General features: G+C 71.1%; 25 protein-coding genes and 1 pseudogene. 10 read left to right on the forward strand and 16 right to left on the reverse strand.

Annotation, left to right across the window (positions count from 1 at the left end):
• The first annotated feature begins 9 nt into the window (after positions 1–9).
• The 5 genes from IOE58_RS08160 to IOE58_RS08180 are packed head-to-tail and all read left to right on the forward strand — an operon-like array spanning position 10 to position 3,858.
• Positions 10–1,032 (forward strand): metal ABC transporter substrate-binding protein, encoded by a 1,023-nt coding sequence (locus IOE58_RS08160; protein WP_193865909.1) that lies wholly within the window; start codon positions 10–12, stop codon positions 1,030–1,032.
• The gene (locus IOE58_RS08165) at positions 1,029–1,793 is read left to right on the forward strand and encodes an ATP-binding cassette domain-containing protein (RefSeq protein ID WP_193865910.1); all 765 of its coding nucleotides are present in this window, start codon (positions 1,029–1,031) and stop codon (positions 1,791–1,793) included. Before IOE58_RS08160 ends, IOE58_RS08165 begins: the two co-directional genes overlap by 4 nt.
• Positions 1,790–2,776 (forward strand): metal ABC transporter permease, encoded by a 987-nt coding sequence (locus IOE58_RS08170; RefSeq protein ID WP_228019342.1) that lies wholly within the window; start codon positions 1,790–1,792, stop codon positions 2,774–2,776. The genes IOE58_RS08165 and IOE58_RS08170 overlap by 4 nt, the downstream gene beginning before the upstream one ends.
• 33 nt (positions 2,777–2,809) lie before the next feature.
• Complete coding sequence (locus IOE58_RS08175; RefSeq protein ID WP_193865911.1) at positions 2,810–3,238, forward strand: Fur family transcriptional regulator; 429 nt, start codon at positions 2,810–2,812, stop codon at positions 3,236–3,238.
• Entirely contained in the window at positions 3,238–3,858 is a 621-nt protein-coding gene (locus IOE58_RS08180; protein WP_228019382.1) for a DedA family protein, read from the forward strand. The genes IOE58_RS08175 and IOE58_RS08180 overlap by 1 nt, the downstream gene beginning before the upstream one ends.
• Here IOE58_RS08180 and IOE58_RS08185 read toward each other — a convergent pair.
• Together IOE58_RS08185 and recO are read right to left on the reverse strand one after the other, a co-directional pair.
• Positions 3,789–4,691: an isoprenyl transferase gene (locus IOE58_RS08185; protein ID WP_228019344.1), complete on the reverse strand. Its 903-nt coding sequence runs from the start codon at positions 4,689–4,691 to the stop codon at positions 3,789–3,791. The genes IOE58_RS08180 and IOE58_RS08185 overlap by 70 nt on opposite strands.
• Before the next feature lie 147 nt (positions 4,692–4,838).
• Complete coding sequence (gene recO, locus IOE58_RS08190; protein ID WP_193865913.1) at positions 4,839–5,570, reverse strand: DNA repair protein RecO; 732 nt, start codon at positions 5,568–5,570, stop codon at positions 4,839–4,841.
• A gap of 59 nt (positions 5,571–5,629) precedes the next feature.
• Here recO and IOE58_RS08195 point away from each other — a divergent pair, with 59 nt between their 5' ends.
• Positions 5,630–6,226 (forward strand): 2'-5' RNA ligase family protein, encoded by a 597-nt coding sequence (locus tag IOE58_RS08195; protein WP_193865914.1) that lies wholly within the window; start codon positions 5,630–5,632, stop codon positions 6,224–6,226.
• Between the two features lie 20 nt (positions 6,227–6,246).
• Here IOE58_RS08195 and IOE58_RS08200 read toward each other — a convergent pair whose 3' ends face one another.
• Both IOE58_RS08200 and IOE58_RS08205 read right to left on the reverse strand, forming a co-directional pair.
• Entirely contained in the window at positions 6,247–8,496 is a 2,250-nt protein-coding gene (locus IOE58_RS08200) for a M28 family peptidase (RefSeq protein WP_193865915.1), read from the reverse strand.
• A 71-nt stretch (positions 8,497–8,567) separates the two neighbouring features.
• A complete protein-coding gene (locus IOE58_RS08205) occupies positions 8,568–9,494 on the reverse strand; it encodes a LysR family transcriptional regulator (RefSeq protein WP_193865916.1) in 927 nt (308 codons plus the stop codon).
• 196 nt (positions 9,495–9,690) lie between these two features.
• Between IOE58_RS08205 and IOE58_RS08210 the strand changes: the two genes are divergently transcribed.
• The gene (locus IOE58_RS08210; protein ID WP_193865968.1) at positions 9,691–10,707 is read left to right on the forward strand and encodes an EamA family transporter; all 1,017 of its coding nucleotides are present in this window, start codon (positions 9,691–9,693) and stop codon (positions 10,705–10,707) included.
• Between the two features lie 62 nt (positions 10,708–10,769).
• Here IOE58_RS08210 and leuA read toward each other — a convergent pair whose 3' ends face one another.
• The 6 genes from leuA to IOE58_RS08240 form a co-directional block, all read right to left on the reverse strand.
• On the reverse strand, positions 10,770–12,485 hold the full coding sequence (gene leuA / locus IOE58_RS08215; RefSeq protein WP_228019385.1) for a 2-isopropylmalate synthase: 1,716 nt from the start codon (positions 12,483–12,485) through the stop codon (positions 10,770–10,772).
• 301 nt (positions 12,486–12,786) lie between these two features.
• A complete protein-coding gene (gene era / locus IOE58_RS08220; RefSeq protein WP_193865917.1) occupies positions 12,787–13,752 on the reverse strand; it encodes a GTPase Era in 966 nt (321 codons plus the stop codon).
• Entirely contained in the window at positions 13,742–15,109 is a 1,368-nt protein-coding gene (locus tag IOE58_RS08225) for a hemolysin family protein (protein WP_193865918.1), read from the reverse strand. Before IOE58_RS08225 ends, era begins: the two co-directional genes overlap by 11 nt.
• On the reverse strand, positions 15,106–15,567 hold the full coding sequence (gene ybeY, locus IOE58_RS08230; protein WP_193865919.1) for an rRNA maturation RNase YbeY: 462 nt from the start codon (positions 15,565–15,567) through the stop codon (positions 15,106–15,108). The genes IOE58_RS08225 and ybeY overlap by 4 nt, the downstream gene beginning before the upstream one ends.
• Before the next feature lies 1 nt (position 15,568).
• Positions 15,569–16,636 carry a PhoH family protein gene (locus tag IOE58_RS08235; RefSeq protein WP_193865920.1) on the reverse strand — a complete coding sequence of 356 codons (1,068 nt, stop codon included), beginning with the start codon at positions 16,634–16,636 and terminating at the stop codon, positions 15,569–15,571.
• Complete coding sequence (locus IOE58_RS08240) at positions 16,633–16,995, reverse strand: histidine triad nucleotide-binding protein (protein ID WP_193865921.1); 363 nt, start codon at positions 16,993–16,995, stop codon at positions 16,633–16,635. Before IOE58_RS08240 ends, IOE58_RS08235 begins: the two co-directional genes overlap by 4 nt.
• 98 nt (positions 16,996–17,093) lie before the next feature.
• On the opposite strand from IOE58_RS08240, the gene IOE58_RS08245 reads away from it, so the two are divergent.
• Positions 17,094–17,645, forward strand: a complete 552-nt coding sequence (locus IOE58_RS08245) for an NADPH-dependent FMN reductase (protein WP_193865922.1) — start codon at positions 17,094–17,096, stop codon at positions 17,643–17,645.
• An 8-nt stretch (positions 17,646–17,653) separates the two neighbouring features.
• On the opposite strand, the gene IOE58_RS08250 is transcribed toward IOE58_RS08245, so the two are convergent.
• The 3 genes from IOE58_RS08250 to hrcA all read right to left on the reverse strand — a co-directional run bounded on the left by IOE58_RS08250 (position 17,654) and on the right by hrcA (position 20,695).
• Positions 17,654–18,475: a 16S rRNA (uracil(1498)-N(3))-methyltransferase gene (locus IOE58_RS08250; RefSeq protein ID WP_193865923.1), complete on the reverse strand. Its 822-nt coding sequence runs from the start codon at positions 18,473–18,475 to the stop codon at positions 17,654–17,656.
• 2 nt (positions 18,476–18,477) lie between these two features.
• The gene (dnaJ, locus tag IOE58_RS08255; protein WP_193865924.1) at positions 18,478–19,611 is read right to left on the reverse strand and encodes a molecular chaperone DnaJ; all 1,134 of its coding nucleotides are present in this window, start codon (positions 19,609–19,611) and stop codon (positions 18,478–18,480) included.
• Positions 19,612–19,684: 73 nt separating this feature from the next.
• On the reverse strand, positions 19,685–20,695 hold the full coding sequence (gene hrcA / locus IOE58_RS08260; RefSeq protein WP_193865970.1) for a heat-inducible transcriptional repressor HrcA: 1,011 nt from the start codon (positions 20,693–20,695) through the stop codon (positions 19,685–19,687).
• Positions 20,696–20,895: 200 nt separating this feature from the next.
• On the opposite strand from hrcA, the gene IOE58_RS08265 reads away from it, so the two are divergent.
• Together IOE58_RS08265 and IOE58_RS14340 are read left to right on the forward strand one after the other, a co-directional pair.
• A complete protein-coding gene (locus IOE58_RS08265; RefSeq protein WP_193865925.1) occupies positions 20,896–21,789 on the forward strand; it encodes a DUF3097 domain-containing protein in 894 nt (297 codons plus the stop codon).
• 485 nt (positions 21,790–22,274) lie between these two features.
• Positions 22,275–22,619, forward strand: a complete 345-nt coding sequence (locus tag IOE58_RS14340; protein WP_228019396.1) for a DUF4870 domain-containing protein — start codon at positions 22,275–22,277, stop codon at positions 22,617–22,619.
• Positions 22,620–22,745: 126 nt separating this feature from the next.
• Here the strand turns inward: IOE58_RS14340 and hemW are convergent.
• The 3 genes and pseudogenes from hemW to lepA form a co-directional block, all read right to left on the reverse strand.
• Positions 22,746–23,921 (reverse strand): annotated as a pseudogene (gene hemW, locus IOE58_RS08275) (radical SAM family heme chaperone HemW); the annotation flags it as partial.
• The gene (locus tag IOE58_RS08280) at positions 23,918–24,724 is read right to left on the reverse strand and encodes an MOSC domain-containing protein (RefSeq protein WP_259890633.1); all 807 of its coding nucleotides are present in this window, start codon (positions 24,722–24,724) and stop codon (positions 23,918–23,920) included. The pseudogene hemW and the gene IOE58_RS08280, both read right to left, overlap by 4 nt.
• Before the next feature lie 8 nt (positions 24,725–24,732).
• The gene (gene lepA / locus IOE58_RS08285) at positions 24,733–26,613 is read right to left on the reverse strand and encodes a translation elongation factor 4 (RefSeq protein WP_228019346.1); all 1,881 of its coding nucleotides are present in this window, start codon (positions 26,611–26,613) and stop codon (positions 24,733–24,735) included.
• Between the last annotated feature and the right edge of the window lie 95 nt (positions 26,614–26,708).

Consider the following 26,708-nt stretch of genomic DNA (forward strand, 5'->3'; position numbering starts at 1 on the left):
ATGATTTTCATGTCTACCCCTCGTGCGTCCCTCCCTCTCCGTCCCAGCCGTCGTGGTGTGCTGTCCCTGCTCGGGCTGGGGGCGGGCGCCGCGACCCTCGCCGCGTGCGGGGCGGGCGACGGGGAGGGCGGCTCCGGGGCACCGACCGTGATCGCCTCCTGCTACCCCACCGCCTTCCTGGCAGAGCGCGTGGGGGGCGAGCACCTGAGCGTGGTCAACCTGGCCACCCCCGGGGCAGACGCCCACGGGCTGGAGCTGTCCGTGCGACAGGTCGCGCAGCTGCGGAAAGCGGCCCTGGTGGTGCAGATCCCCGGTTACCAAGCCGCGATCGACGACGCCATCGCCTCGCACGGCGACGAGAACGTGCTCGATGTCTCCCAGGCGATCGAGCTGCTCTCCAGAAGCCAGGAGCAGGAGGAGCACGATCACGGCGAGCAGGAGCCCGAGGTGTCCGACGCCGGCGGAGACCACGAGGGCCACGACCTCGACCAGGACGATCACGACGGGCACGATCACGGCCCCACCGACCCCCACTTCTGGCACGACCCGGTGCGGATGGCGGATCTGGGCGATGCGCTCGCCGAGCGCCTGGGCGAGCTGATCCCCGAGCAGGCTGAGGCCTTCACTGCCAATGCCGCGACCCTGCGCGGTGAGCTCGAGGAGCTCGACCAGGAGCTCACGGATGCCTACGGGGCCGTGGGGGGCGAGCGGCCGTTCGTGACCAGCCACGCCGCCTACGCGTACCTGGCCGATCGCTACGACCTGCACCAGATCGGCATCTCGGGAGTGGATCCTGAGGTCGAGCCCTCCCCGCAGCGGCTGCTCGAGCTCGAGCGCGTGATCCAGGACGAGGGCGTGACCACCATCTTCTTCGAGACCACCGCCTCGCCCAAGGTCGCTCAGACCCTCGCCGACAACGTCGGAGTGGACAGTGAGGAGCTGGACAACCTGGAGACACAGCTCTCCGAGGATGCCCACTATCCTCGCGTCATGCGAGAGAACGCCGACAAGCTCATCGCGAGCTGGACGTGACCGGGGCCGGCGCACCCGTCGTCGAGGTCGCGCAGGCCCGTGTCTCCCTGGGCGGCACCGAGGTGCTGCACGGCATCGATCTGCGCATCGACCCCGGGGAGATGGTGGCCCTGCTGGGCGCCAACGGCTCCGGCAAGTCCACGCTGCTGCGCACCATCGTCGGCGTGTTCCCCCTCGACAGCGGCCATGCACGACTGTTCGGCAGCCCCGTGGCGCGCTCGCGCTCCCACGACCGGCTGGGCTACGTCCCGCAGGATGCCACCGACGGCGGCTCCATCCCGGCCACCGCACGGGAGACCGTCGCCACCGGTCTGCTCGGCGCCCGCACGTGGCGCCCCCGCCTGCGGGACCCGCGCGTGATGCGGGCGCTGGAGTCGGTGGGCATGGCAGCGCTGGCCGATCGCCCGATCACCCGGATGTCCGGAGGGCGGCGACGGCGCGTGATGATCGCGCGCGCCCTGGTCCGCGAACCCCGCTTCCTGGTGCTGGACGAGCCGTTCTCCGGGGTGGACCTGCCCACCCAGGAGATGATCGCCCGACTGTTCCGGGAGCTCTCCACCCAGGGCACCACCATCCTCGTGGTGCTACACGAGATCGGCCCGTTGAGCGAGGACATCGACCGCGCCGTGGTGCTGGACCACGGCGAGGTCGTGCACGACGGCGCGGTCGAGGATCGGCCCCTGCTGGATCCGGGCCACGACCACACCCACCACGCCACCCCGATCGACGAATGCCTCGGACAGGAACTCGACCACGCATGATCTCAGCCTTCGACCTGCTCACCTCCGACGTGATCCGGTACCCCCTGATCATCGCGGTGCTGATCGGCCTGACCGCGCCCGTCGTGGGAACCTTCCTGGTGCAGAAGCGCCTGTCGCTGCTGGGCGACGGCCTGGGGCACGTGGCGCTCACCGGTGTGGCCGCGGGGTGGCTGGTGGGTGCCTGGATCTCCGTGAGCCCGCACGACCTGCTGGCGATCCCCGGGGCGCTGATCGCCTCCGTGCTCGGGGCGCTGGCCATCGAGTACGTGCGCGAGATCGGCCACACCAGCCGTGACGTGGCCCTGGCGATCCTGTTCTACGGCGGCATCGCCGGTGGCGTGGTGATCATCCAGCTGGCCGGCGGCACCTCCCAGAACCTGATGGGCTACCTGTTCGGCTCGCTGTCCACCGTGACCGCCACGGACCTCACGATCGCCCTGGTGCTCGCCGTGGTGGTGCTGGCGGTGGGCCTGGGGCTCAGCGGACTGCTGGCCGCGGTCACCACCGACGAGGAGTTCGCCCGTGCCTCCGGGCTGCCGGTGCGCCTGGTCAACGTGCTGATCGCGGTGATGGCCGCCCTCACCGTCACCCTCTCGATGCGGATCGTGGGGGCCCTGATGGTCTCGGCGCTCATGATCGTCCCCGTGGCAGCGGCGCAGACGATGGTGGTGGGCTTCGGGCGCACCATGCGCACCGCCATGGCGATCGCCGTGCTCGCCGCACTGGGCGGCCTGCTCATCACCGTGTACGTCGACCTGCCCCCGGGCGGCGTGATCGTGCTGCTGAGCATCGGCGTGTACGCGCTGGGCCTGATCTCCCGCGCCGTGCTGGGCTCCCCGCGCAGGCGGGAACGCCCTGCGAGCGGTCACAGCGGGGAGCCCGCTGCGGAGCAGCCCGGCCCGTCGACCCCGGGGCAGCGCGAGACGCAGGCAGCGCAGCGAGGGGTGAGCAGCACCGCGCGTACCCCACATCACCCCGCCTAGAGTTTTTCAGCCACGATGGGCGACAATCGTCAGATGCAACGCAATACACGGCAGCGCGCCGCCATCCTCGAGGCGCTCGGGCGGCAGGACGAGTTCCGCAGCGCCCAGCAGATCCACGAGCAGATGCGCAGCGACGGCGAGACCGTGGGCCTGGCGACCGTGTACCGGAACCTGCAGGCGCTCTCCGCCGCAGGTCGGCTCGACGTGCTGGTCAGCGCCGAAGGTGAGTCGCTGTACCGCCAGTGCGAGGCCGAGGGCCACCACCATCACCTGGTGTGCCGCACCTGCGGCCGCACGGTCGAGTTCCTGGCGCCCAAGCTGGAGAGCGCGATGACCGCGATCGCCGAGGAGCACGGCTTCACCGACCTTGACCACACCCTCGAGGTGTTCGGCCTGTGCGATGAGCACGGCCGGACGAGCGGTGCGGACCTCGACGATCCGAACGGGTCCGACGCACGATGATGGACTGGGTGCAGTCGCTCCCGATCGTCCCGGCGGTGGCGTTCCTGTACGTCGTGGTGCTGTGCCGGGCGGGGGCCACGTACGCCCTGGGCCGCGGTGCCCGCAAGGCCGCCAATCGCGGCAAGGTGGCCGGCGGGCTGGGCTCCCCCCGTGTGGAGCGCGCCACCCGGATCGTCAACAAGTGGGGGGCGCCCGTGGTCGCCTTCAGCTTCCTCACCATCGGCTTCCAGACCGCCTGCAACGCTGCGGCCGGCCTCACCGGGATGCCGCTGAAGCGGTACCTGCCGGCGCTCGCCGCGGGCGGATTCGCCTGGGCGATCATCTACGCCACGGTGGGCCTGGCTGCGATCGGGCTGTGGCTGCAGCTGTTCTTCCGCTCCCCGTGGGCGGCGGTGGTGGCCCTGGCCCTGGTGGTCGCGCTGGTGATCCAGCTGGTGCGGCACAAGCGCCGCAGCGGTGGCCTGGCGCCCACCGGCACCGGGGACGAGGTCGATGCCCCGGTCCGGGCCGAGGCCGACGGGCCGGTCCAGGCCGAGGCCGACGGGCCGGCTCAGCCGCGGGCCGAGTCGGCGGTGGAATCCACCCCGGCGTCGGCGCCGACTGCCTCCAGCGGCTCCTGATCCGCAGCTCCCCCACGGCCCGCTGCGGCGGCGCCGTGCGGTGCCGTCACGGGCGCATCCACTGCGCCGCCGTACCGTCGGTCCCGTCGGGCGTACTCGGTGATGGCCCGCCACAGCACCACGCGGTCCACATCGGGCCACAACTCCGGGACGAACACCAGCTCCGCGTAGGCGGACTGCCACAGCAGGAAGTTCGAGGTGCGCTGCTCGCCGCTGGTGCGGATGAACAGGTCCACCTCAGGCATGTCGGGGTCGATCAGGTGCCGCGCGAAGCTCGCCTCGGTGATGCCGCGCCCGCTGATCCTGCCGGCGCGGGCCTGTTCCGCGATGTCGCGGACCGCATCGATGATCTCGGCTCGGCCGCCGTAGTTCACGCACATGTACAGGGTCATCCGGGTGTTCCCGGCGGTCAGCTGCTCCGCCTCCTGCAGCTCCTTGATGACGCTCCCCCACAGTCGCTGAGGCCTGCCGATCCACACGATGCGCACCCCCCAGGAGTGGAGGGTGTCCCGCTGTCGACGCAGCACGGTGCGGGAGAATCCCATCAGGAATCGCACCTCCTCCGGGGAGCGCTTCCAGTTCTCCGTGGAGAACGCGTAGGCGGAGAGGTGGGTGACGCCTATCTGGAGGGCACCCGCGACCACGTCCAGCAGGGCGGCCTCCCCGGCCTCGTGCCCGGCGGTGCGCGGCAGCCCGCGCTGGTTCGCCCAACGGCCGTTGCCGTCCATCACCACGGCCACGTGCGCGGGGACCACCTGGCGCGGGAGCCTCGGGGGCTGTGCGCCGCTGGGGTGCTCGAACGGCTCCTCGTGGGGGCGGGGGTCACGGGCCATCAGCGGGATCTCCTGTCGGGGCGGGGTGTCGCAATGGGACGCCGGGTGTCGGAGCGGGTGAGCACGGGTACGGGGCCGGGGCGGGGCGAGATGGGGCGGGGTGGGCATGGTGCTCGGCGGCTCGGAATCATGCCGGACCGGTCGGTCTCAGCGCTCGACGTAGCTCAAGGAGCGCACGGAGCGCTCCAGGTGCCACGTCACGGTATCGGCGATCAGGCGCCCCGCCTCCTGGACCACGGTGTCCTCTGCCGTCACCACGTTCTCCCAGTCCCCCGCGAGCAGGAAGATCATGTGCTCGACGGCGCTCTGCCTGACCGCTGCGGCGCCGGGCCGTCGGCAGGAGGTGCACACGAGGCCCCCGGCGCGCACGTCAAGCGCGTGGTGGGGGCCAGGGGCACCGCAGGTGGCGCACACCTGCAGTTCCGGCGCCCAGCCGGACAGCGCCAGGGTGCGCAGCAGGAAGGAGTCAAGCACCAGCGGCGCAGGGATGCGTCCGCCTGCCATGGTGCGCATCGCCCCGACCAGCAGCAGGAAGCCTCGCTGGGAGGGATCGACCACCTCGTCGGTGAGGCGGTCGGTGGTCTCCAGCATGGCGCTGGCAGCGGTGAAGCGCCCGTACTCCGCGGTGATCTGCTGAGCGAAGGTGTCGATCGTGACCACCTGCGTGACGGTGTGCAGGTTCCGCCCCGTGTGCAGCTGCACGTCGATCAGGCCGAAGGGCTCCAGGCGCGCTCCGAAGCGGCTGCCGGTGCGCCGCACGCCCTTGGCCACGGCCCGCACCTTTCCGTGGCGGCGGGTGAGCAGCGTGATGATGCGATCGGCCTCGCCCAGGGGGTGGGTGCGCAGCACGATCGCATGGTCGCGGTAGAGCTTCTGCATGGTGGATCGAGCCTACGCCGCGATGCCCGGTGGACGGTGCAGGGTGGGAGGATGGGGCGATGCGCGTGTTCTGCTCGATCCGTCCCTCCGCCGATGCGGCCGAGCACCTCGAGTCCGCTCTGGAGTCCGTGCGCGCCCGCACGGGTCGGTCCCTGCGGTGGGGCGATCCCGACCAGTGGCACCTGACGCTCGCCTTCACCCCGCAGCTGCCCGACGGCGCAGTGGAGGACACCATCGAGCAGGTGGCACGGGTGGCTGCCTCGCATCGGCCGATGCGGCTGAGCCTGGCTGGGGCCGGGCTCTTCTCGGGCCGCGCCCTGTGGGTCGGCGTGGGCGGTGAGGTGGAGCCGCTGGCGGCACTGATGCAGGAGGACCTGCTGGGCGAGCAGGACAGGGAGCGCAGGCGGGCGCATCTGACGGTGGCCCGGGTCTCGGCGCGGGCTCCCCGCCCGCGGCGCCACCGCTACCGCGGGATTCCCGCGGAACCGGACCCGACGGAGCTGATGCTGGCGGAAGTGGTGCGGGCACTGTCCGTCTACCGCGGCCCGGAATGGCTCGCCGAGGAGCTGGAGGTGGTCTCCTCCCGCCTCGGGGCGGGCCGCTCGGGTGGGCCGCTACACGAGGTGCTGGCGACGGTGCCGCTCGGCAATTCGTGAGGCGGAGGCGCGGTTCTCACTCAGCGCTCGACGGGGCTGCTGACCCGCACGAACGGGTGGACCAGGGCGACGCCCTCGGGTGGGGCGGTCCAACCGCCCGCCTCGGCGGGATCGAAGGTGACGTCGGTGAGGACGATCTGCGGGTCCCCCTCGATCCTGGCCTCGAGCACGACGTGCTGTCCGGGACGCACCCCGACGATCCGCAGCTGGGTGAGCGCCTGCCCCTCGCCCCACGGGGTGCCGTCGATGGTGACGTCCTGCAGTCCGCCCCCGGTCAGATCGAGATCCAACCGGGTGGCCTGCCGCGGTGAGTGCACCGCGATGCGCACCCGCCCGCCCTCCAGGGCTGTGACCTCGCCGCGCGGGGCGGGCAGGTTCGAAGTCGCGTCGGCGTCGGTCAGGCCCGCGCTCCACTCGGTGACGCCGGAGACCTCCCAGGTGGTGGTGCCGTCGGCGCCGTCCACATGGGCGGTGACACGCTCCTGGACCGGCTCCGGGGAGGCCTGCGAATGGAGCGAGCCGCCGACTGTCAGGCCCACGGCCAGCACGCCGACCAGCACCGCCGGCAGCAGGCGGCGGGGACGGCGCCGGGGCTGCAGCTGCGCGGCCCCACGGCCGACGAACAGAGGCGCTGCCGCGGCCAGGGCCAGCAGGGCGGTTCCCGCGATGCCGCCCGCGGCGGATGCGATGCCGAACTCCGCCAGCGACGAGATCTGCGTGCCCAGCAGCCAGCCGGTCGGCAGCAGCGCCACGATCCGCGTGGCCAGGGTGAGGGGCGAGGGCAGCAGGGCCGCCAACAGGGCCCCGATCGCAGCGATCGCGGCCGGCAGCACCATGGACCCGCCGAGGGCGGGCGACCACACCGCGAGGGCGGCGAACAGTACTGATGCCAGCAGCGCAGCTCCGATCGCGATCGCGGCCCGGCCGATGATCATGCGCAGCAGCACCCACACCAGCAGGGCCACGGCTCCGGCCGCCGCCAGCTCCGCAGCGATGAACAGCTCCGAGCGGAACGGCTCCCCCACCACACGTGACACCATCGCGGGCTCCGCCTTCACGGCCGTGCCCCACAGCAGCACCGCCGCAGCGATCCCGCCGGCGATGCCCACTGCTGCACCCGCAGAACCGAGCATCGTGCCGAGAACGTTGACCTCGCGGTGTGCACGCCTGGTCACCAGCAGGGTCAGCAGCGCCAGGGGCGCGGCCACCCCGAGCACGGTGACCAGCAGCGGGGGGACGCCCACGATGCCCCAGGGCACGGTGGTCTGGACGGGATGCTCATCGGCGTGCCCGGACAGCTCCGTGAGGTCGCGGTCCCCCAGGTCACGAGTGAGGGCAAGGGTGAGATCTCCGTAGTGCTGCAGTGTCCCGGGATCGAGGTGATCGGCGTCGTCCTGCGGGGTGTGATAGGCCCACGAACCGTCGATGATCGCCATGTCCATCCCCCACCAGCCGGCATCCCGGTACACCGTGAAATCGGTGTCGTTGGGGATCACGGCGAACAGCGCGTCGCTGAAGGACTCGAACTCGGGTCTCGGCATCGAGGGGAGCACCTCGTGCATGGGTCCGGCGGCCCGGGTGACCGTGGGGCGGCCGGAGATGCCGCGGGCCTCATGGTTGAGCACCACCACGGGCTCGGTGAGTGCTGCGGATTCCTCCCTGACGTAGGCATCCGCCCCCAGCAGCCCGTTCTCCTCGCCGTCCACCAGCAGCACCACCAGGTCGTTGCGCAGGGCGTCGGGGCCCAGGGCACGCACGGTCTCCAGGATCACCGCGAGGCCGATGCCGGCGTCGGCCGCTCCCGGCGCGGCGGGCACGGAGTCGATGTGGGTGGCCAGCAACACGGTTCCTGTGGGGTCCCTGCCCGGACGGGTGGCCACGAGGTTGCGGTTGTACCCGGCGGCGGCGTAGCGGGCAGCGGCGCGCGCGCCGATCGCCTCGTGCGTGCGCACCTCGAAGCCGAGCTCGGTGAGCTGGCCGGTGAGGTCCTCGTGCGCGCGATCGTTGGAGGGGGTGCCGATGGGGGGGCTCTGCGACCAGCGGGCGGCGGCCGCGGTGGCGCGAGCGGCGCTGAACACCTCGGCGGGGGCGTCGGCACCCGCGGGCTCGGTCACTCCGCGGGAGAGGGCACCCCACACCATGGTGATCACCAGCACCAGGAGTAGCAGCGCCGAGCTCACAGCCGTCCTCGAACGGGAGCCGTCAGGGGCGTACTGTGCCGGGCCTGGGCGGGGCCTGTGGGAGGCGTCGGTGCCGTGTGCGCTGGTCATGGCTCAGTTCTATCCCCCATCAGGGGCCGCCGCCTCCTCCTTCCAGAGGAGATCGCCCCCTCCCGCCTCGCTCAGTCGCGCAGCCGGTCCAGGCCTTGCAGATCGGTGAGGGACCCTGCCGCCTCCAGCAGCGCCTCGCGGAAGGCGAGCAGGGCGGGATGCTCGCGGGAGCCCGCCCGGGCTGCGGTGTACAGGGATCGGTGCGGATTCCCCGGCAGGCGCAGCGGCCTGGTGCCGCCCAGGTGCTCGGCGGCGATCAGACCGGGGACGAAGGCGGCGGCGTGGCCGGAGCGCACCAGGTGCACCTGCAGCAGCGGATCGGGGGTCTCGAAGCGGATCCACGGCTCGATGCCGGCCGCACGCAGGAAGGTGCGCTCCCAGATGCCGGTGCGCATGCCGTCGGGGTCCAGGGCCCAGGGGACCTCCGCGAGGTCGGCCAGGGAGCCCACCTGCGACCAGGGACCGGTGGCGGGCAGCACCACCAGCAGCGGGTCACGCAGCAGGTCCTCTCGATCGGTGCCGCGTCGCACCACCAGCTCACCGCCGGGGTAGGTCTCGCCCAGGATCACCTCGAAGTGGTGGGCCAGCAGGCCCTCGTACGCCTCCTCGACCTCCCGCTGAGCGATCTCGATGCGCACCGGCGGGTGGCGCTCCTCCAGGATGCTCACCGCAAGCGGGGCCAGCGCAATCATCGGCGTCTGGAACGACGCCACCCGCAGCACCCCGCCCTGGACGCTGCCGGCCGCGACGAGCTCGGCCTGGGCCGTCTCCATCAGGGCCATCATCTCCTGGGCACGACGGGCGAGTCGCTCCCCCGCGTCCGTGAGCACGACGCCCCTGCCGGCCTGCTCCAGCAGTGAGACCTTGGTCTCCCGCTCGAGCTGAGCGAGCTGCTGCGACACCGCGGATGGCGACATGGATCGGGCCCGCGCCACGGCGGACATCGTCCCCAGCCTGTGCAGTTCGTGCAGCAGGAACAGGCGGTGCAGGTTGAGCATGGGCCCCTCCGTCCATCGTCCAGTTCTGCTTCACGGTACAGGTCGGAAACATTCGCTGGACCGGCCGGTGCGCGGGGTGCACAGTGGGAGCGTGACTTCCTCGCTCTCCACCTCCCCCAGCGCACCGCAGACCGGCACCGGACCCACCGGCAGTGCCTCGGGTCCCGTGGGCACCGGCTCCCGCGGTCCGGGCGCCATGCCGGTGCTGATGATCCTGGCCTCCTGCATGTCCCTGCAGTTCGGGGCCGCGCTGGCGGTGCAGCTGTTCCCGGAGATCGGCTCCTGGGGCACCACCTCGCTGCGACTGGGCATCGCCGCGGTGGTGCTGCTGGCCCTCACCCGCCCCAAGCCGCACCGCTTCACAGGCCGTCAGTGGATCGCGGTGGCGGTGTTCGGCGTGGTGATCGGGGCGATGAACGGATCGTTCTACGCCTCCATCGAGAGGATCCCCCTGGGCACCGCGGTGGCGATCGAGTTCCTGGGCCCGCTCACCGTCGCGGCCGTGCTCTCCACCCGCCGCAGCGACCTGCTGTGGGTGGTGCTCGCACTGGCGGGTGTTGGCCTGTTCGGTCTGGAGTCCCTGACCGGGGCAGCTCAGCTGGACGTGCTGGGGGTGCTCCTGGCACTGGTCGCAGCAGTGTTCTGGGGCCTGTACGTGCTCAGCAGTGCCCGCGTGGGCCAATTGGTGCCCGGCCAGGACGGCCTGGCGGTGGCGATGGCCATCGGGGCGCTGACCGTGCTCCCCCTGGGGGCCCCGGGCGCCGTGGCCGGGCTGATGGACCTGCGGCTGCTGGCGCTCGCAGCCGGAACTGCGGTGCTGGCCTCGGTGCTGCCGTACACCCTGGAGCTCTCGGCCCTGCGTCGCCTGCCGCGGCACGTGTTCGGCATCCTGCTCAGCCTGGAGCCCGCGATCGCCCTGCTGGCGGGGGTGCTGCTGCTCAGCCAGGGCATCAGTGTGCTCAAGGTGGCCGCTGCGGCGCTGGTGATGGTGGCGAGCATCGGAGTCACCCTCACCGCGCGGGCGGCGAAGCCGGATCCCGCCACGGTGCTGGGCGGGGACGGCGGTGTCACCGCGGACGAGCCGGATGCTGAGGCCTCCCACGTGGTGGAGCCCGCCCCGTTCACCGACCAGATCCCGGTGATCGCCCACGCCACGGTGACCGGTGAGCTGCAGGCGCTGACCGAGGAGGACCTGGAACCGGACCGCCAGTGACACCCGGGCACGGCCCGGCCTCTCACTCTCCTTCGTATCCCGAGCCCTCGCTGCGGGTACGGTCAGGCCGCGGTGCGAGCGCGGTGCTCCCGGTTCAGGGCCGAGATGATCGCCTCCAGCGAGGCGCGCGTGATCGACCCGTCGATGCCCACCCCCCAGAAGATCCGGTCGCCGATCTCGCACTCGATGTAGGCGGCGGCCAGGGAGTCGTCGCCCTCGGCCAGGGCGTGCTCGGCGTAGTCCAGGATCCGCACGTCGATCTGGCGCTCCGCGAGGGCCTTGACGAAGCCGTCCAGCGGACCGTTACCGATGCCGGTGACCTCGTGCTCCTCCCCGTCCACCAGCAGCTGCACGGTGATGCGGTCGCTGCCCTCGCCCTCGGACTGCTGGTGCACGCCCCGGAAGCCGTAGCGGCCCCACCGCCGGGCCTCGTCGGTGGAGGGCAGGTACTCGTCTGTGAAGCAGTCCCACAGGGCTGCGGGCGAGACCTCCCCGCCCTCGGAGTCGGTGATGTGCTGGACCACACCGGAGAACTCGATCTGCAGGCGGCGCGGCAGGTCCAGGCCGTGCTCGGTGCGCAGGATGTAGGCCATGCCCCCCTTGCCGGACTGGGAGTTCACCCGGATCACGGCCTCGTAGGAACGGCCCACGTCCTTCGGGTCGATCGGCAGGTACGGCACCCGCCACACCAGCTCGTCGCGCTCGACCCCCGCCTTGGCGGCGTCGGCGTCCATGCGCTCCAGACCCTTCTTGATGGCGTCCTGGTGGGAGCCGGAGAACGCGGTGAACACCAGGTCACCGCCGTAGGGGCTGCGCTCGGGCACCGGCATCTGATTGCAGTGCTCCACGGTGCGGCGCACCTCGTCCAGGTCCGAGAAGTCGATCTGCGGGTCGATGCCCTGACTGAACAGGTTCAGGCCCAGCGTCACCAGGTCCACGTTGCCGGTGCGCTCGCCGTTGCCGAACAGGCACCCCTCGATGCGGTCGGCCCCTGCCATGTAGCCCAGCTCCGCGGCGGCCACGCCGGTGCCGCGATCGTTGTGGGGGTGCAGGGACAGCACCACGCAGTCGCGTCGGTCCAGGTGACGGTGCATCCACTCGATGGAATCGGCATAGACGTTCGGTGAGGCCATCTCCACCGTGGCCGGCAGGTTGATGATCACCTTGTCCTCGGGCGTGGGCTGGAACACCTCGATCACCGCGTTGCACACCCGCAGCGCGTACTCCAGCTCGGTGCCGGTGAAGGACTCCGGGGAGTACTCATAGGTGATGGCGGTCTCCGGCACCGTCTCCTCGTACTTCTTGCACAGCAGCGCGCCCTGCACCGCGATGTCCAGCACCGCGTTCTCATCGGCCCGGAACACCACGTCGCGCTGGACCACGGAGGTGGAGTTGTACAGGTGCACCACCGCGCGCTTGGCCCCGGCGATCGCCTCATAGGTGCGCTCGATCAGATGCTCACGGGACTGGGTGAGCACCTGTATGGTGACGTCCTCGGGGATGCGGTCGTCCTCGATCAGGGTGCGCACGAAGTCGAAGTCGGTCTGGGAGGCGGCGGGGAAGCCCACCTCGATCTCCTTGTACCCCATGCCCACCAGTAGGTCGAACATCCGCAGCTTGCGCTCGGGGTTCATGGGGTCGATCAGCGCCTGGTTGCCGTCGCGCAGGTCCACGGCGCACCAGCGGGGCGCCCGGGTGATGCGCTGGGAGGGCCAGGTGCGGTCCGGCAGATCCACCTGGATCTGTTCGTGGAACGGCAGGTACTTGTGGACGGGCATGCCGGAGGGCTGCTGCGGGGCATCGCCGCGGGAGCCGACGACGGGCAGCGAGGGATCGGCGGTCGCGGGAATCTGCTCGGAGGGTGCGGGGGCGGTGCCGGCCGCGGTGGGAATGCTGTTCACGGGTGGTCCTTCAGGCGTTCGATGCGGTTCGCCGGGGTGCATGACTGGTGCCGCGGCGAGGTCCCGGCGGTGTCAGGCCTCGACGCGGCGAAGAAGCAGGAGCGTCCCGTGCATCCCGTCACCGTAGCACTGGTGTGAGCCAGGTCGCCGGTGCGGTCCGGGAGGCGGACGCCCGGGGTCAGAACCCGAGGCGGCCCAGCTGCTTGGGGTCGCGCTGCCAGTCCTTGGCGACCTTGACCCGCAGGTCCAGGTGCACCTTGCGGCCCACCAGCTCGTTGATCCCGGCGCGGGCCCGGGAGCCCACCTCCTTCAAGCGGGACCCACCGCGGCCGATGATGATGCCCTTCTGGCTGTCGCGCTCCACGAACAGGCTGGCGCGCACGGTCAGTCGCCCCGTGCCGGGCTCCACCTGGGCGAAGGGGTCCCCACCCGGGTCCACCTCCACCACCTCCTCGACCACCACGGCGATCGAGTGCGGGAGCTCGTCCCGCACTCCTTCCAGTGCGGCCTCGCGGATCAGTTCGGCGATGCGGTCGTCCCGCGATTCCTCGGTGAGCTGGTCATCGGGGTACAGCGGAGGCCCTTCGGGCAGATGCTGTGCGATGACGTCCAGCAGCACGTCGATCTGCCTGCCCTGCACGGCGCTGATCGGCACGATGTCGTCGGTCTCCAGCATCTCGGAGACGGCCACCAGGTGCTCGGCCACCGCGTCACGGCTGACCAGGCCGGTCTTGGTGACCACAGCGATCACGCGGGGCCCGCGGCGACCCCGTCGCAGGTCGGCGAGATCCTCGGCGATGAAGCGGTCGCCGGGGCCGAGCTTCTGGTCGGCGGGCAGGCAGAAGCACACCACGTCCACCTCGGCGAGGGTCTCGCGCACCAGGTCGTTGAGGCGCTCGCCCAGCAGGGTGCGGGGCCGGTGAACCCCCGGGGTGTCCACCAGCACGATCTGGGCATCGGGGCGGGTGACGATCCCGCGGATCGCCCGCCGCGTGGTCTGGGGCTTGGACGAGGTGATGGCCACCTTGTCGCCCACCAGGGCATTGGTCAGGGTGGACTTGCCGACGTTGGGACGACCCACCAGGGCCACGAAGCCGGAGCGGTGCTGCGCTCGGTCCTGTGGTGCGGTCTGCTCACTGCTCACGGGTGTCCTCCTGCGGGGTGGGGCGGTCAGGGCCGATCGGATCGGCTGCCATGGAGCCGCCGGTGGGATGGTCGTCGTCCTCGCCGGGCCCGGCGGCGCGGGAGACCAGCAGGGTCGAGAGCCGCTTGCGCCGGCCGGTGGTCCTCTCGCCCTCGAGCTGCAGGCCATGGATGCTGCCGCGGGAGCCGACGATGGGGACGCGGCCGATGGCCTTGCCCAGCAGACCGCCGATGCTGTCGACGTCCTCGTCCTCGATGTCCAGGCCGAACAGCTCCCCCACTTCGGTGACGCTCTCCCGGGCCGGCACCCGGTACACCCCGTCGCCCAGGTCCTCGATCTGGGGCTCGCTGCGGTCGTGCTCGTCCTCGATGTCGCCCACGATCTCCTCGACCACGTCCTCGATGGTGACGATGCCGGAGACCCCGCCGTACTCGTCCACCACGATCGCGATGTGCACGTGGCTGGTCTGCATCTGCTGCAGTACCACATCGGCCGAGACGAACTCGGGGACGAAGTGGGCGCGGCGCGCGATGTCCTCGACAGCGCGGTCCGGGCGCGGATCCCACGGGGAGTGGATCGCCCGCATGACGTCCTTGACGTAGAGCATGCCCAGCACGTCGTCGACGCTCTCGCCCACCACCGGGATGCGGGAGAAGCCCGAGCGCACGAACAGCCGCACGGCCTGCTCGGCGGTGGCGCCGGCGGCGATGGCGAGCATGTCGGTGCGAGGCACCATGAGCTCGCGCACGATGGTGTCGCGCAGGTCGAACACGCCCTGGATCATGTCGTGCTCGACGATCTCCAGGTGCTGCTTCTCCAGGGCGCGGTCCACGCTGGAGCGCAGCTCGGGATCGACGCCGTAGGGGCCGTCCTCCCGGTCGGCACCCGGGGTGACCACGCTGCTGACGGCGATCAGTGCGCTCGCAGGCGGCCACAGCAGCGTGCGCACCGCAGCGATCAGACCGGAGGTGGAGATCAGCACGGACTCCGGCCGGCGCCTGCCGATGGTGCGGGGGGAGGCCGACAGTCCGATGAACAGTCCGACGGACGAGATGGCCAGGGCCACCAGCACCGGCACCACCCAGCCGTCCAGCCACAGGAACACCAGCGCGGTGACCGCCACCGCCATCACTGCCTCGGCGAGGATGCGGCCCAGGCCCACGGCGGCCTGGGTGCGGCGGGAGTCCTCGTGCTGGCGCAGCACCCGGCGCCGCAGCCCCTCGGGGCGCTCCTCCAGGGCACGCTCGAGAGCGGAACGGGTCGTGGCGGCGAGGGCCGAATCCGCTGCGGTGAGCACAGCGCCGATCACCAGGCCCACCATGGCCACAGGGATCAGGATCCCGGCGGCGAGCATCATGCGTCGCGGCGGGAGGCCAGGAAGGTCAGCAGCAGCTTGCGCTGCAGGTCGAACATCACCCGCCGCTCCTCCTCCTCGGCGTGGTCGTAGCCGAGCAGGTGGAGGATGGAGTGGCAGGTCAGCAGCAGCATCTCCTCGACGGCGCTGTGACCGGACTCGGCTGCCTGGCGGGAGGCGACGGCAGGGCAGATCACCACGTCGCCCAGCAGCCCCTCGGGGGCGGGACGGTCGGCGGTGCCGGGGGTCAACTCGTCCATCGGGAAGCTGAGCACGTCGGTGGGACCGGGCTCGTCCATCCACTGCACGTGCAGGCGCTCCATGGCCTCCTCGTCCACGAACAGGATGGACAGCTCGGTGGCGGGGTGCAGATGGAGGGCCTCGAACACGAAGCGGGCCAGGTGCACGAACTCCTTCTCGTCCACCTGGGCGGTGGTCTCGTTGCGCACTTCGATGGTCATCTCATGCTCCTCTGCCGGTGCCACGACCCGAGCTGCTGCCGCGGCCGCGGGTGTCCCGGCTGCCGCCGGGACCCACCTCCCAGCGGCCGTAGGCCTCGACGATGTCGCTGACCAGGCGGTGGCGCACCACGTCCCGCGGGGACAGGCGGCAGAAGGAGATGTCCTCCACCCCGCTGAGAACCTGCTCCACCACCCGCAGGCCGCTCTTGGTGCCGCCGGGCAGGTCCACCTGGGTGACGTCGCCGGTGACCACCATGGTGGAGTTGAAGCCGAGGCGGGTCAGGAACATCTTCATCTGCTCGGGCGTGGGGTTCTGCGCCTCGTCCAGGATGATGAACGCGTCGTTGAGGGTGCGGCCGCGCATGTACGCCAGCGGCGCCACCTCGATGGTGCCGGCACCCATCAGACGCGGGATGGACTCCGGGTCCAGCATGTCGTGCAGGGCGTCGTACAGGGGGCGCAGGTACGGGTCGATCTTCTCGTTGAGGCTGCCGGGCAGGAAGCCCAGCCGCTCCCCCGCCTCCACGGCGGGGCGGGTGAGGATGATCCGGTTGATCTGCTTGGAGAGCAGCTGCTGCACCGCCATCGCCACCGCGAGGTAGGTCTTGCCGGTACCGGCCGGGCCGATGCCGAAGGTGATGGTCGAGGACTCGATGGCCTCGATGTAGGACTTCTGCCCCATGGTCTTGGGGCGGATGGTGCGCCCGCGGGAGGACAGGATGGTGCGGGAGAGCACCTGCTCGAGCCTCTCCCCCTGGGCCCGGTCGTCGCCGTACAGGCTCACCGCCCGCTGCACGGCCTCGGCGGTGACGGCCTGGCCGGTGGCGGCGAGCTCGATCAGGGAGCGCACGATGTGCTCGCTGCGGCGCAGCGCCTCCTCGGTGCCGCGCAGCGTGATCTGATGCCCGCGCACGTGCACGTCGGTGTCGGGGACCTGCTCCTCGAGCGCCGCGAGAGCCTGGTCGTTCTCCCCCAGCACCTGGAAGGGGCTGAGATGATCGGGGATGGCCAGGCGACGCTCGATCACCTCTGGGCTGCGCCCGGGGGCGGGAGTGAAGGGATCGGTCACAGTTCTCCTTCTGCGAGCTCTCCGCTCGCCAGGACATGCGCGTGCACGTGGAAGACGGTCTGTCCGGCGTTCGCACCGGTGTTGAAAACGAGGCGGAAGTCGCCGTCGGCGAGCTTCTGAGCCAGGGACCCGGCCACTGCCACCACGTGCGCCAGCTGCTCCGGCTGGTGGGCGAGCTCACGTACGTCGGCGCGGTGCTCGCGGGGCACCACCAGCACGTGCACGGGGGCCTGGGGGCTCAGGTCCTTGAAGGCGACCACCTGGTCGTCCTCGTGGACGCGCTCGGAGGGGATCTCACCGGCGACGATCTTGCAGAACACGCAGTCCTCGTCGCGGCGTTCGGCGGCGTCGTTGTTCATGGGGGGAAGTCTACGGGAGCGTGTGCGGCCCGGCTCAGAGCGATGCACGCCACAGCAGGATCGAGAACATCGGCCATGCGGGAGGGGTTGCACTACCCATGACGAGAATCGGACTGCTCATCGCCAGTGTTCGCCCCAACCGTGTCGGGGAGCACATCGCCCAGTGGGTGCGCGACGGCCTCGATGCCCGCGAGCACGAGGTCGAGATCGATCTGATCGACCTGCGGGAGACCGTCCTTCCCGCCTTCGACGGGCTCACCAGCCCCAAGGCCGATCCCACCAAGACCACCGATCACGCGCGCGCCTGGGGTGAGCGGATCGAGGCGCTGGACGCCCTGATCATCGTGACCCCGGAGTACAACGGCTCCTACCCCGGTGCTCTGAAGAACGCGATCGACTACCTGCACCAGGAGTGGAGCGGCCTGCCGGTGCTGCTGGTCGGCTACGGCTGGGGAGCCGGGGCCGGAGTCCTCGAGCTGCTGGAGAGCCTGATGACCCACGTGGGGGCCGACGTCATGGGCTCCGTGGGCCTCGCCTTCCCGGCGGATCTCTCCCTCGAGGGCGAGATCCACGTGGGCGAGGAGAAGCTCACCGCCCTGCGTGAGGGATTGGAGACGCTCGAGGCCAAGGTGCTCACCTCCGTCGCCTGACGGGGGATTCAACCCCAGCGCCCGATCAGAGCACTGAGCACGGCGATCGCAGCGGGGCCGGCGGTCGAGGAGCGCAGCACCTCGGGCCCCAGCAGCACGCTGCGCGCCCCCGCCTCACGCAGCTGGACGAGCTCGCCGTCGGCGATCCCGCCCTCAGGGCCGACCAGGACGATGATCTGCGCCGCTGCGCCCACGGAAGCCGACGCCGCATCCGCGGCCGATCTGCGGCCCATCCTCCGCAGCTCGTCGGCCAGACTCATCAGGCCCACGGATTCCTGCTCGTGCAGCACCAGCACCAGGGACCCTGCCTCGGTGCATCGGCGCACCTCGTCGACCAGCTGCATGGTGCTCACCGGCTCGTCCACCCTCGGGATACCGGGGCGGCGGCACTGCTTGACCGCTGCTCGGACGGTGTTCTCCCATTTGGCGCGGCCCTTGCGCTGCTTCTCGCCGCGCCACACGGCGACGGACCGCTCGGCCTGCCAGGGCACCACGCGATCCACCCCGAGCTCGGTGGCCGATTCGACGGCCTGCTCGTCGCGTCCTCCGGTGGCCAGGGCCTGCACCAGCGTCAGCCGCGGCGTGCGCCGGGCGGGGGCCGACGGCCCCGCCAGCAGGTGCAGGTCCAGGGCCTCCTTGCGGGCGGCCGTGACCTCGGCGAGCACCTGGCGGCCGGCGGCATCGGTGAGCAGGATCTGCTCCCCTACGCCGAGGCGCGCCACCTTCGCCGCGTGGCGGCCCTCCTCGCCGTCCAGGGTGAGGGCAGCGCCCCTGCCGGCATGCTCCAGCGCGTCGTCGAGGATCAGGAAGGCGGGCGGCGTGGTGGGCATGATCAGAGGTCGCGCAGGCGCTCGCGGAGCTTGGCGAAGGGGCCCTGGCCCTTGCGGCGGGTGGCCTCGTCGCCGCGGATGCGGGCGAACTGCTCGAGCAGGTCACGCTCCTCGTCCGAGAGCGAGGTGGGGATGTCCACGTCCAGCACCACCCGGATGTCGCCGCGGCGCTCGCGCCGCAAGGGGGTGACGCCCAGGCCCTTCAGGGTGATCTCCTCGCCGGGCTGGGCGCCGGGCCGGATGTCCAGCTGCTGCACCCCGTCGAAGGTCTCCAGCGGCACGGTGGCACCGAGCGCGGCGGAGGTCATCGGCACCTCGACGGTGGTGACCAGGTCCTCGCCGTCGCGGTCGAACATGTCGTGATCGGCGACGGTGAGCTCGACGAAGAGGTCTCCAGCCGGCCCGCCGGCCTCACCCACCTCTCCCTCGCCGCGCAGCTGGATCCGGGTGCCGTTCTCCACCCCGGAGGGCACGCGCACGGTGACGGTGCGCTCGGTGGTGACGCGGCCGTGCCCGGAGCACGCGGTGCACGGGGACTCGATGACGTCGCCGTGGCCCTCGCAGGTCGGGCAGGGGGCCATGGTGACCATCTGGCCCAGCAGCGACTGAGCCACGCGCTGCACGTGGCCGGAGCCTCCACAGGCGGTGCAGCGGGTGGGGCTGGTGCCGGGCTCGCAGCACGAGCCGTTGCAGCGCTCGCAGCGACCCGCGGTGCGGAAGCGGATCTCCTTCTCGGTGCCGAACACGACGTCACGCAGCTCGATGCCCACGCGGCGCAGCACGTCGCTGCCGCGGCGCTGGCGCGGGATCGGGCCCTGCCCACGGCCGCCTCGCATCCCGGCGGCACCGGCGAACATGTCGAAGATGTCGTTGAAGTCGAAGCTGGCGCCGCCCCCGGGGAACCCGCCGGGGAAGCCGCCCATGCCGGGGCCTCCGCCCATGTCGTACTGTCGGCGCTTGTCGGCGTGGGAGAGGGTCTCGTACGCCTGGGAGACCTTCTTGAACCGCTCGGCGGCGTCCGGATCGGGGTTGACGTCCGGGTGCAGGGTGCGAGCCAGCTTGCGGTACGCCTTCTTGATCTCCTCGGTGGAGGCGTCACGGGAGACACCGAGCAGGTCGTAGTAATCGTCGTTCACTGTGCGAAGTCCTCAGGAAGGGAGACGGTGGTAGCGGGGGCGCTCGTCCCGGGCTGCGGGACGCGGCGCCGTGTCATTCCAGGTAGCGGGAGACGTAGCGGGCGATGGCCTGCACGGTCGAGATCCCGGTGACGTAGTCCATGCGGGTGGGGCCGAGGATCGCCATGTGCGAGCCCGCACCGTACCCGGCGCCGACCACGGCGGCCTGGGTGAGGGCCTCGGTCTGCAGCTCCGAGCCGATGCGCACCTCGACCGAGCCGGGCTTGGCGTGCATCTCGGTGAACAGGCGCAGCAGCACCAGCTGCTCCTCGAGCACGTCCAGCAGCGGCTCCACATCGCGGGCGAAGTCCTCGGCGGAGCGGGCGATGTTGGCGGTGCCGGCCATCATGATCCTGTCCTCCGCGCGGGAAGCGGCCAGGATGCGCAGCGCCGTGACGACCTCCTCGACACTGGGCCGGTCCGCTGCCGGCTGGGCATCGATCAGCTCCAGCAGCGCCCGTTCGACGTCGGTGACCTCATGGTCGGCGACGGCCCGGTTCAGCTGGTCCCGCAGCCCCTGGTAGAAGGCGTCCTCCCGAGCGGCCAGCAGCGGCACGGTGCGCTGATCCACCCGGCCGGACTCGGTGATCAGCACCACCAGCAGCAGGGAGTCGGCCACCTTCACCAGCTCGACGTGGCGGATCCGCGCCTGCTTGCGGGCCGGGTACTGCACCATCGCCACCTGATGGGTGGTCTGGGCCAGCAGCCGTACGGTGCGCAGCAGCAGCTCCTCGACGTCACCGGCATCCTCCAGGAACGCCTGGATGGCGCGGCGTTCGGGGGCCGACAGCGGCTTCACGGTGGCCACGTGGTCCACGAAGGTGCGGTAGCCCTTGTCCGTGGGGACGCGACCGGCGGAGGTGTGGGGCTGGGTGATCAGCCCCTCCTCCTCGAGCACCGACATGTCGTTGCGCACCGTGGCGGCGGAGACCCCGAGATCGTGCCGGTCCAGCAGGGACTTGGAGCCGACGGGTTCGCGGGTGGAGACGTAGTCCTCGACGATCGCGCCGAGGATCTGCAGCTTCCTGCTGTCCGTTGGTCTCACCTCCTGCAGGGACCTGCTGGTGCCGGGCAGGGCGCTCACGCCCGGCCACCAGGATTAGCACTGGGGGATGTCGAGTGCCAATCCTACGCGCTCACGACCTGTCCTCAGCGAACCGGGCAGGAGGCGTTCGCCACGAGCCGAGACCGCCGCCGTCCGGGACCGATGCGAGACGGTCACCCGGCGTGGCGCCTCGGTGTACGGTGTGCGCCGTGCCCGACCGCTCTTCCCCCTCCTTCGACCGCTACGGCCGCGACGTGCTCTCCTCCGAGCCTCCGCCGCACCACCGCCGCCGTCCCGCCGCCCGCGAGGTTCCCGCCCAGCGGGACCTGGTGGTCGAGGACGCGGCGACCGGGTACACCGGCGCGATCACCCGCGTGGAGAAGGCCGGCGGTGTGCACGTGGTCGAGCTCGAGGACGCACGTGGCCGCCGCCGCGGCTTCCCCCTGGGGCCCGGGTTCATGATCGACGGCAAGCCGGTGGTGCTCACCCTCCCCCAGCGGGCTCCAGCACCCAGCGGCCCCAAGCGCTCCGCGAGCGGCTCGGTGTACGTCGAGGGCGCGAAGGCCAGGACCGCCCGCGCCTCCCGGATCTGGGTCGAGGGCAAGCACGACGCCGAACTGGTGCAGAAGGTGTGGGGTCACGACCTGCGCATCGAAGGAGTCGTCGTCGAGCAGCTCGAGGGCGCCGACAACCTCGTGGAGCGAGTGCAGGCTTTCGGTCCCGGCCCGGGACGCCGGCTCGGTGTGCTGGTGGACCACCTGGTGACCGGCTCCAAGGAGTCCCGGATCGCCGAGCAGGTGATGCGCCTGCCCGGCGCCCCCGGCAACGTGATCGTGCTGGGGCACCCCTACGTGGACGTGTGGCAGGCGGTGCGCCCGGCACGCGTGGGCCTGAAGGCATGGCCGCACGTGCCCCGCGGCACCGACATCAAGGTGGGAACGCTCAAGGCCCTGGGCTGGCCGCACTCCGATCAGGCCGACATCGCCGAGGGCTGGCAGCGCATCCTGGCCACCGTCCGCTCCTACGCCGACGTCGAGCCCACCCTGTCCGGGCGGATCGAGGAGCTCATCGACTGGGTGACCGTCGAGGGGTGAGCACCGCGTGCCCAACGAGGGTGCCCGATGCGCAACCTGCGACCGGGGGCTATCCCCCGCCTGATCGGGAGGCGCGCCGCGGGGCCCAGATCAGGTGCTCTCGGTAGGCTGGGGGCATCCGACCACGACGGCGGCGGCCATCTCGGCTCCCCGTCCTGACGAAGAGGGGACCCATGAACGAGAACTCGCATCCCTACGATCCCTACCGCGATCAGCCCGCGAACCCGGGCCCCGCGGCTGCGTCCGAGGCCGGCGCCGCCCAGCACGGCGCTGGCCACCAGCAGAATGCCGCCTACGGCCAGCAGGGCGCTGGCCATGGTCAGCCGAACGCCGGCTACGGCCAGGCCCAGGGCAGCGCCTACGCCGGGCAGGGCGCCCCGCAGGGAACCCAGACCCTCGATGCTCTGCCCGCAAACGTCAAGGGCGTGTACGAGGGGCCCCTGTCGGGCCAGCCCACCACGGAGTCCGACGCCAAGCTGTGGTCGATGTTCTCGCACCTGGCGGTGCTGCTGGGCCATCTGCTCAGCTGGGGCTTCCTGGGCTGGATCGGCCCGCTGATCATCTTCCTGATGTACAAGGACCGCAACCGGTTCGTGCGCTACAACGCCGCCGAGGCCCTCAACGGTGCGATCGCCGTGGTGATCGCCCAGGTGGTGCTCGGGGTCGTGCTCGGCATCTTTGGGTTCGTCACCCTCGGCCTCGGCTTCGCGGCGTTCCCGCTGGTCGGCATCCCGGCGCTGATCCAGCTGATCTTCGCGATCATCGGTGCGGTCAGGGCCAACCAGGGCGAGTGGTGGAACTACCCGCTGAACATCCGCCTGGTCAAGTGACCTGACCGCAGAGGGCAAGCCCCCGGAGCCGGCCGCGCGTCGTGCTGTCGGGGGCTTCGTCCTGCACGGGGTGCGCACCCGCGGCCCGTACCGGGTGTGGCGGGGGGCCGCCGCGCTGGGGGCTCCGGGCACGAGGGCGCGGATCACCGCGTCGGCCAGGAGCCTGCCGGGTCGCGTGAGCACCGCCCGGCCCGCTGCCAGGGCGTCCGCATCCAGGTGCCCCCGGTCCCGATGCACCTCCAGCATGGGTCGTTGGGCCGGTGGGACCACGTCCACGTCGAGCCCGTCGATGATCCGCAGTTCCAGCATGATGCGCTCCATGCGGCGGGCCTTAGGATCGACCTGTTCGGACTCGGCGACCGGAAGCTCCCCGGCGTTCAGCTTCGCCGCGTAGCGGCTGGGGTGCTTCACGTTCCAGGAGCGCAGGCCGTCGCGATGGCGGTGCGCGCCCGGGCCGATGCCCCACCAGTCCTTGCCCTGCCAGTAGGCGAGGTTGTGTCGCGAGCGGTGCGCGGGGCTGCGCGCGAAGTTGGAGACCTCGTACCAGGACAGGCCGTCGGCTGTGGCGAGGTCGTCGATCAGCTCGTACTTGTCGGCCATGTCATCGCCGTCGGGTGGGGTGATCTCCCCGCGCCGCAGCCGGCGCGCCATCGCCGTGTTCCCCTCGATGATCAGGGAGTATGCGGACAGGTGGTCCACACCGCAGGACAGTGCCGCGCGCACGGAGGTCTCCACATCGGCGAGGGTCTCCCCCGGCGTGCCATAGATCAGGTCCAGGCTGACGGCCAGGCCCGCCTCCCGGGCCCACTGCACCACCTGCGGCACCCGCTCGGGGTCATGGGTGCGGTCCAGGGTGCTGAGCACCGAGCGCACCGCCGACTGCATGCCGAAGGAGACCCGCGTGATGCCGCCCTCGGCGAGCTGGGCCAGGGACTCCGGCGTGACCGAGTCCGGGTTCGCCTCGGTGGTGACCTCCGCACCCGGCGCCAGGGGGATCAGGGAGCGCAGGTGAGCGAGCATCGCGATCAGGTCCCCGGCCGGCAGCAGGGTGGGGGTGCCGCCGCCGAAGAACACGGTGGAGACCTGCTGGTACGGGTACCCGCCTGCCGCATCCGCAGCGAGGGTCAGGTCCATCTCGCGCATCGCGTTGGCGGGGTACTCGCGCTGCGAGCCGCCCCCGCCCAGCTCGGTGGCGGTGTAGGTGTTGAAGTCGCAGTACCCGCACCGCACCGCGCAGAACGGCACGTGGATGTAGACGGACAGGTCCGGGGGCCCGGAGGCAACGGGGGGTGCCGGGGTCACAGTCCCATGCCCAAGCCCAGGCCACGACCGGTGGAGCGAAGACGGTCGGGGAACGCGACGGGCGCCTGATCGGTGCTGCCGGATTCATTGGCATCGCGCTCGAGCACGCGCAGCGCGGCCTGCACCAGGGACTCGTACAGCACGGTGCCGGTCTGCCCGGCCCATGCCAGCAGGTTACGTGCCTGCTCGGCATCCAGGCCGCGGAACGCGTCGCCGATGGTCACGCCGTGCTCGGGGCGGTGCAGCACCTCGATCGCGTCACCGGCGGTGACGTCCCCCTCGGTGAGCACGCGGAAGTAGGCGCCGCAGCGTCCCACCTCGGTGAAGCGCCGGCCGAAGCGACGGTCCCCCATGCGAGCGGTGAAGGTGCCGCACGGGGTGCGGGGGCAGGTGGCCTCGATCTGCGCTGTGCCCACCTGCCAGCGCTCCCCGATCAGGGTCTCGTCGGTGTCGTAGCCGGTGGTCACCAGGTTCTCCCCGAAGAAGCCGTCGGGCAGCTCCTGCTCGCGCTCTGCGGCAAAGGCCTCCCGGGTCTCGCGGGCGTAGGCGTAGACGGCCTTGAAGATGCCGCCGTGGTGCTCACGATCGCCCTGCACATCGCCCAGCACCCCGTGGGTGAGCAGGGTGACGGGATGGTCCACGGGCCGCTTGTCGATGCCGCTCATCAGGCCGCGGTCGGGCACCGGGAACAGCTGGGCGACGGTGCACACGGCGGCGATGCGGGGTGCCCCGGAGGGCTGCGCCGGGGGTCCGGGCGCAGGCTCGGCCGCGGCCGATGCGCTGGGGGCGTGCGCGGGGTCCACGGAACCTCCTACTTCTTCTTGCCGTCCTTGCCGGTGTCCCCGGCGTCGGAGGACAGTGCGGCGATGAAGGCCTCCTGGGGGACCTCGACGGACCCGATGTTCTTCATCCGCTTCTTGCCCTCCTTCTGCTTCTCCAGCAGCTTGCGCTTGCGGGAGATGTCGCCGCCGTAGCACTTGGACAGCACGTCCTTACGCATGGCGCGGATGTTCTCACGGGCGATGATGCGGGAGCCGATGGCGGCCTGGATGGGCACCTCGAACTGCTGGCGCGGAATGAGGTTCTTGAGCTTGCCGGCCATCTCCACGCCGTAGTTGTAGGCCTTGTCGCGGTGCACGACGGCGCTGAAGGCGTCCACCGGGTCGCCCTGCAGCAGCATGTCCACCTTGACCAGGTCGGCGGTCTGCTCCCCGGAGACGTCGTAGTCCAGGGAGGCGTAGCCGCGGGTGCGGGACTTCAGCTGGTCGAAGAAGTCGAACACGATCTCCGCCAGCGGCAGCGTATACCGCAGCTCCACGCGGTCCTCGCTGAGGTAGTCCATGCCGCCCAGGCTGCCGCGCTTGGACTGGCACAGCTCCATGACCACGCCCACGAACTCGCTGGGCACCAGGATGGTGGCCTTGGCGACCGGTTCGCTGATCTCCCGCACCTTGCCCTCGGGGAAGTCCGAGGGGTTCAGCACCTCGACCTGGGTGCCGTCCTCCATGGTCACGTGGTACACCACCGACGGGGCGGTGGAGATCAGGTCCAGGTTGAACTCGCGCTCCAGGCGCTCGCGCACGATCTCCAGGTGCAGCAGCCCCAGGAAGCCCACACGGAAGCCGAAGCCCAGGGCCGTGGAGGTCTCCGGCTCGTAGTTCAGGGCAGCGTCGTTGAGCTTCAGCTTGTCCAGGGCGTCACGCAGCACCGGGTAGTCGGAGCCGTCGATCGGGAACAGCCCGGAGTACACCATCGGCTTGGGGTCCGCGTAGCCGGGCAGCGCTTCGGTGGCCCCGCGCACGGAGGTGGTGACGGTGTCGCCCACCTTGGACTGGCGCACGTCCTTCACACCGGTGATCAGGTAGCCCACCTCGCCGGGGCCGAGGCCCTGGGTGGGGCTGGGCTCCGGGGAGCTCACGCCGATCTCGAGCAGCTCGTGGTGCGCTCCGGTGGACATCATGGCGATGCGGTCGCGGGCCTTGAGGGAGCCGTCGACCACACGCACATAGGTGACCACGCCCCGGTAGGTGTCGTACACGGAGTCGAAGATCATGGCGCGGCAGGGGGCGTCCACCTGCCCTTCCGGGTGGGGCAGGGTGCGCACCACGTGGTCCAGCAGCTCCTCGACTCCCTGGCCGGTCTTGCCGGAGACCCGCAGCACGTCCTCGGGATCGACGCCCACCAGCTGACCGATCTCGGCGGCGTACTTGTCCGGGTCCGCGGCGGGCAGGTCGATCTTGTTGAGCACCGGAATGATGGTGAGGTCGTTCTCCATCGCCAGGTACAGGTTCGCCAGGGTCTGCGCCTCGATGCCCTGGGCCGCGTCCACCAGCAGGATCGCCCCTTCGCAGGCGGCCAGCGAGCGGGACACCTCGTAGGTGAAGTCCACGTGGCCGGGCGTGTCGATCATGTTCAGGGCGTAGTTGGTGCCGTCGACCTGCCAGGGCATGCGCACGGCCTGGCTCTTGACGGTGATGCCGCGCTCGCGCTCGATGTCCATGCGGTCCAGGTACTGGGCGCGCATGAGGCGCTCGTCCACCACGCCGGTCATCTGCAGCATGCGATCGGCCAGCGTGGACTTGCCGTGGTCGATGTGCGCGATGATGCAGAAGTTGCGGATGCGCTCCTGGGGCGTCGAGGCGGGCTGGATGTCCGCGGCCTCGTCGGCGGCGATCCTCGGGGTCACCGGCATCCGTCCTTTCGTGGTGGCAGGTCGTGGTGGCAGGCGCGCACCGCGGTCGCGGCGCGCCGTCCATCGTCTCACGGGCACCGGGTTGGTACTCAGCG

The sequence above is a fragment of the Brachybacterium epidermidis genome, from assembly GCF_015209585.1.
Lineage (GTDB): Bacteria > Actinomycetota > Actinomycetes > Actinomycetales > Dermabacteraceae > Brachybacterium > Brachybacterium epidermidis.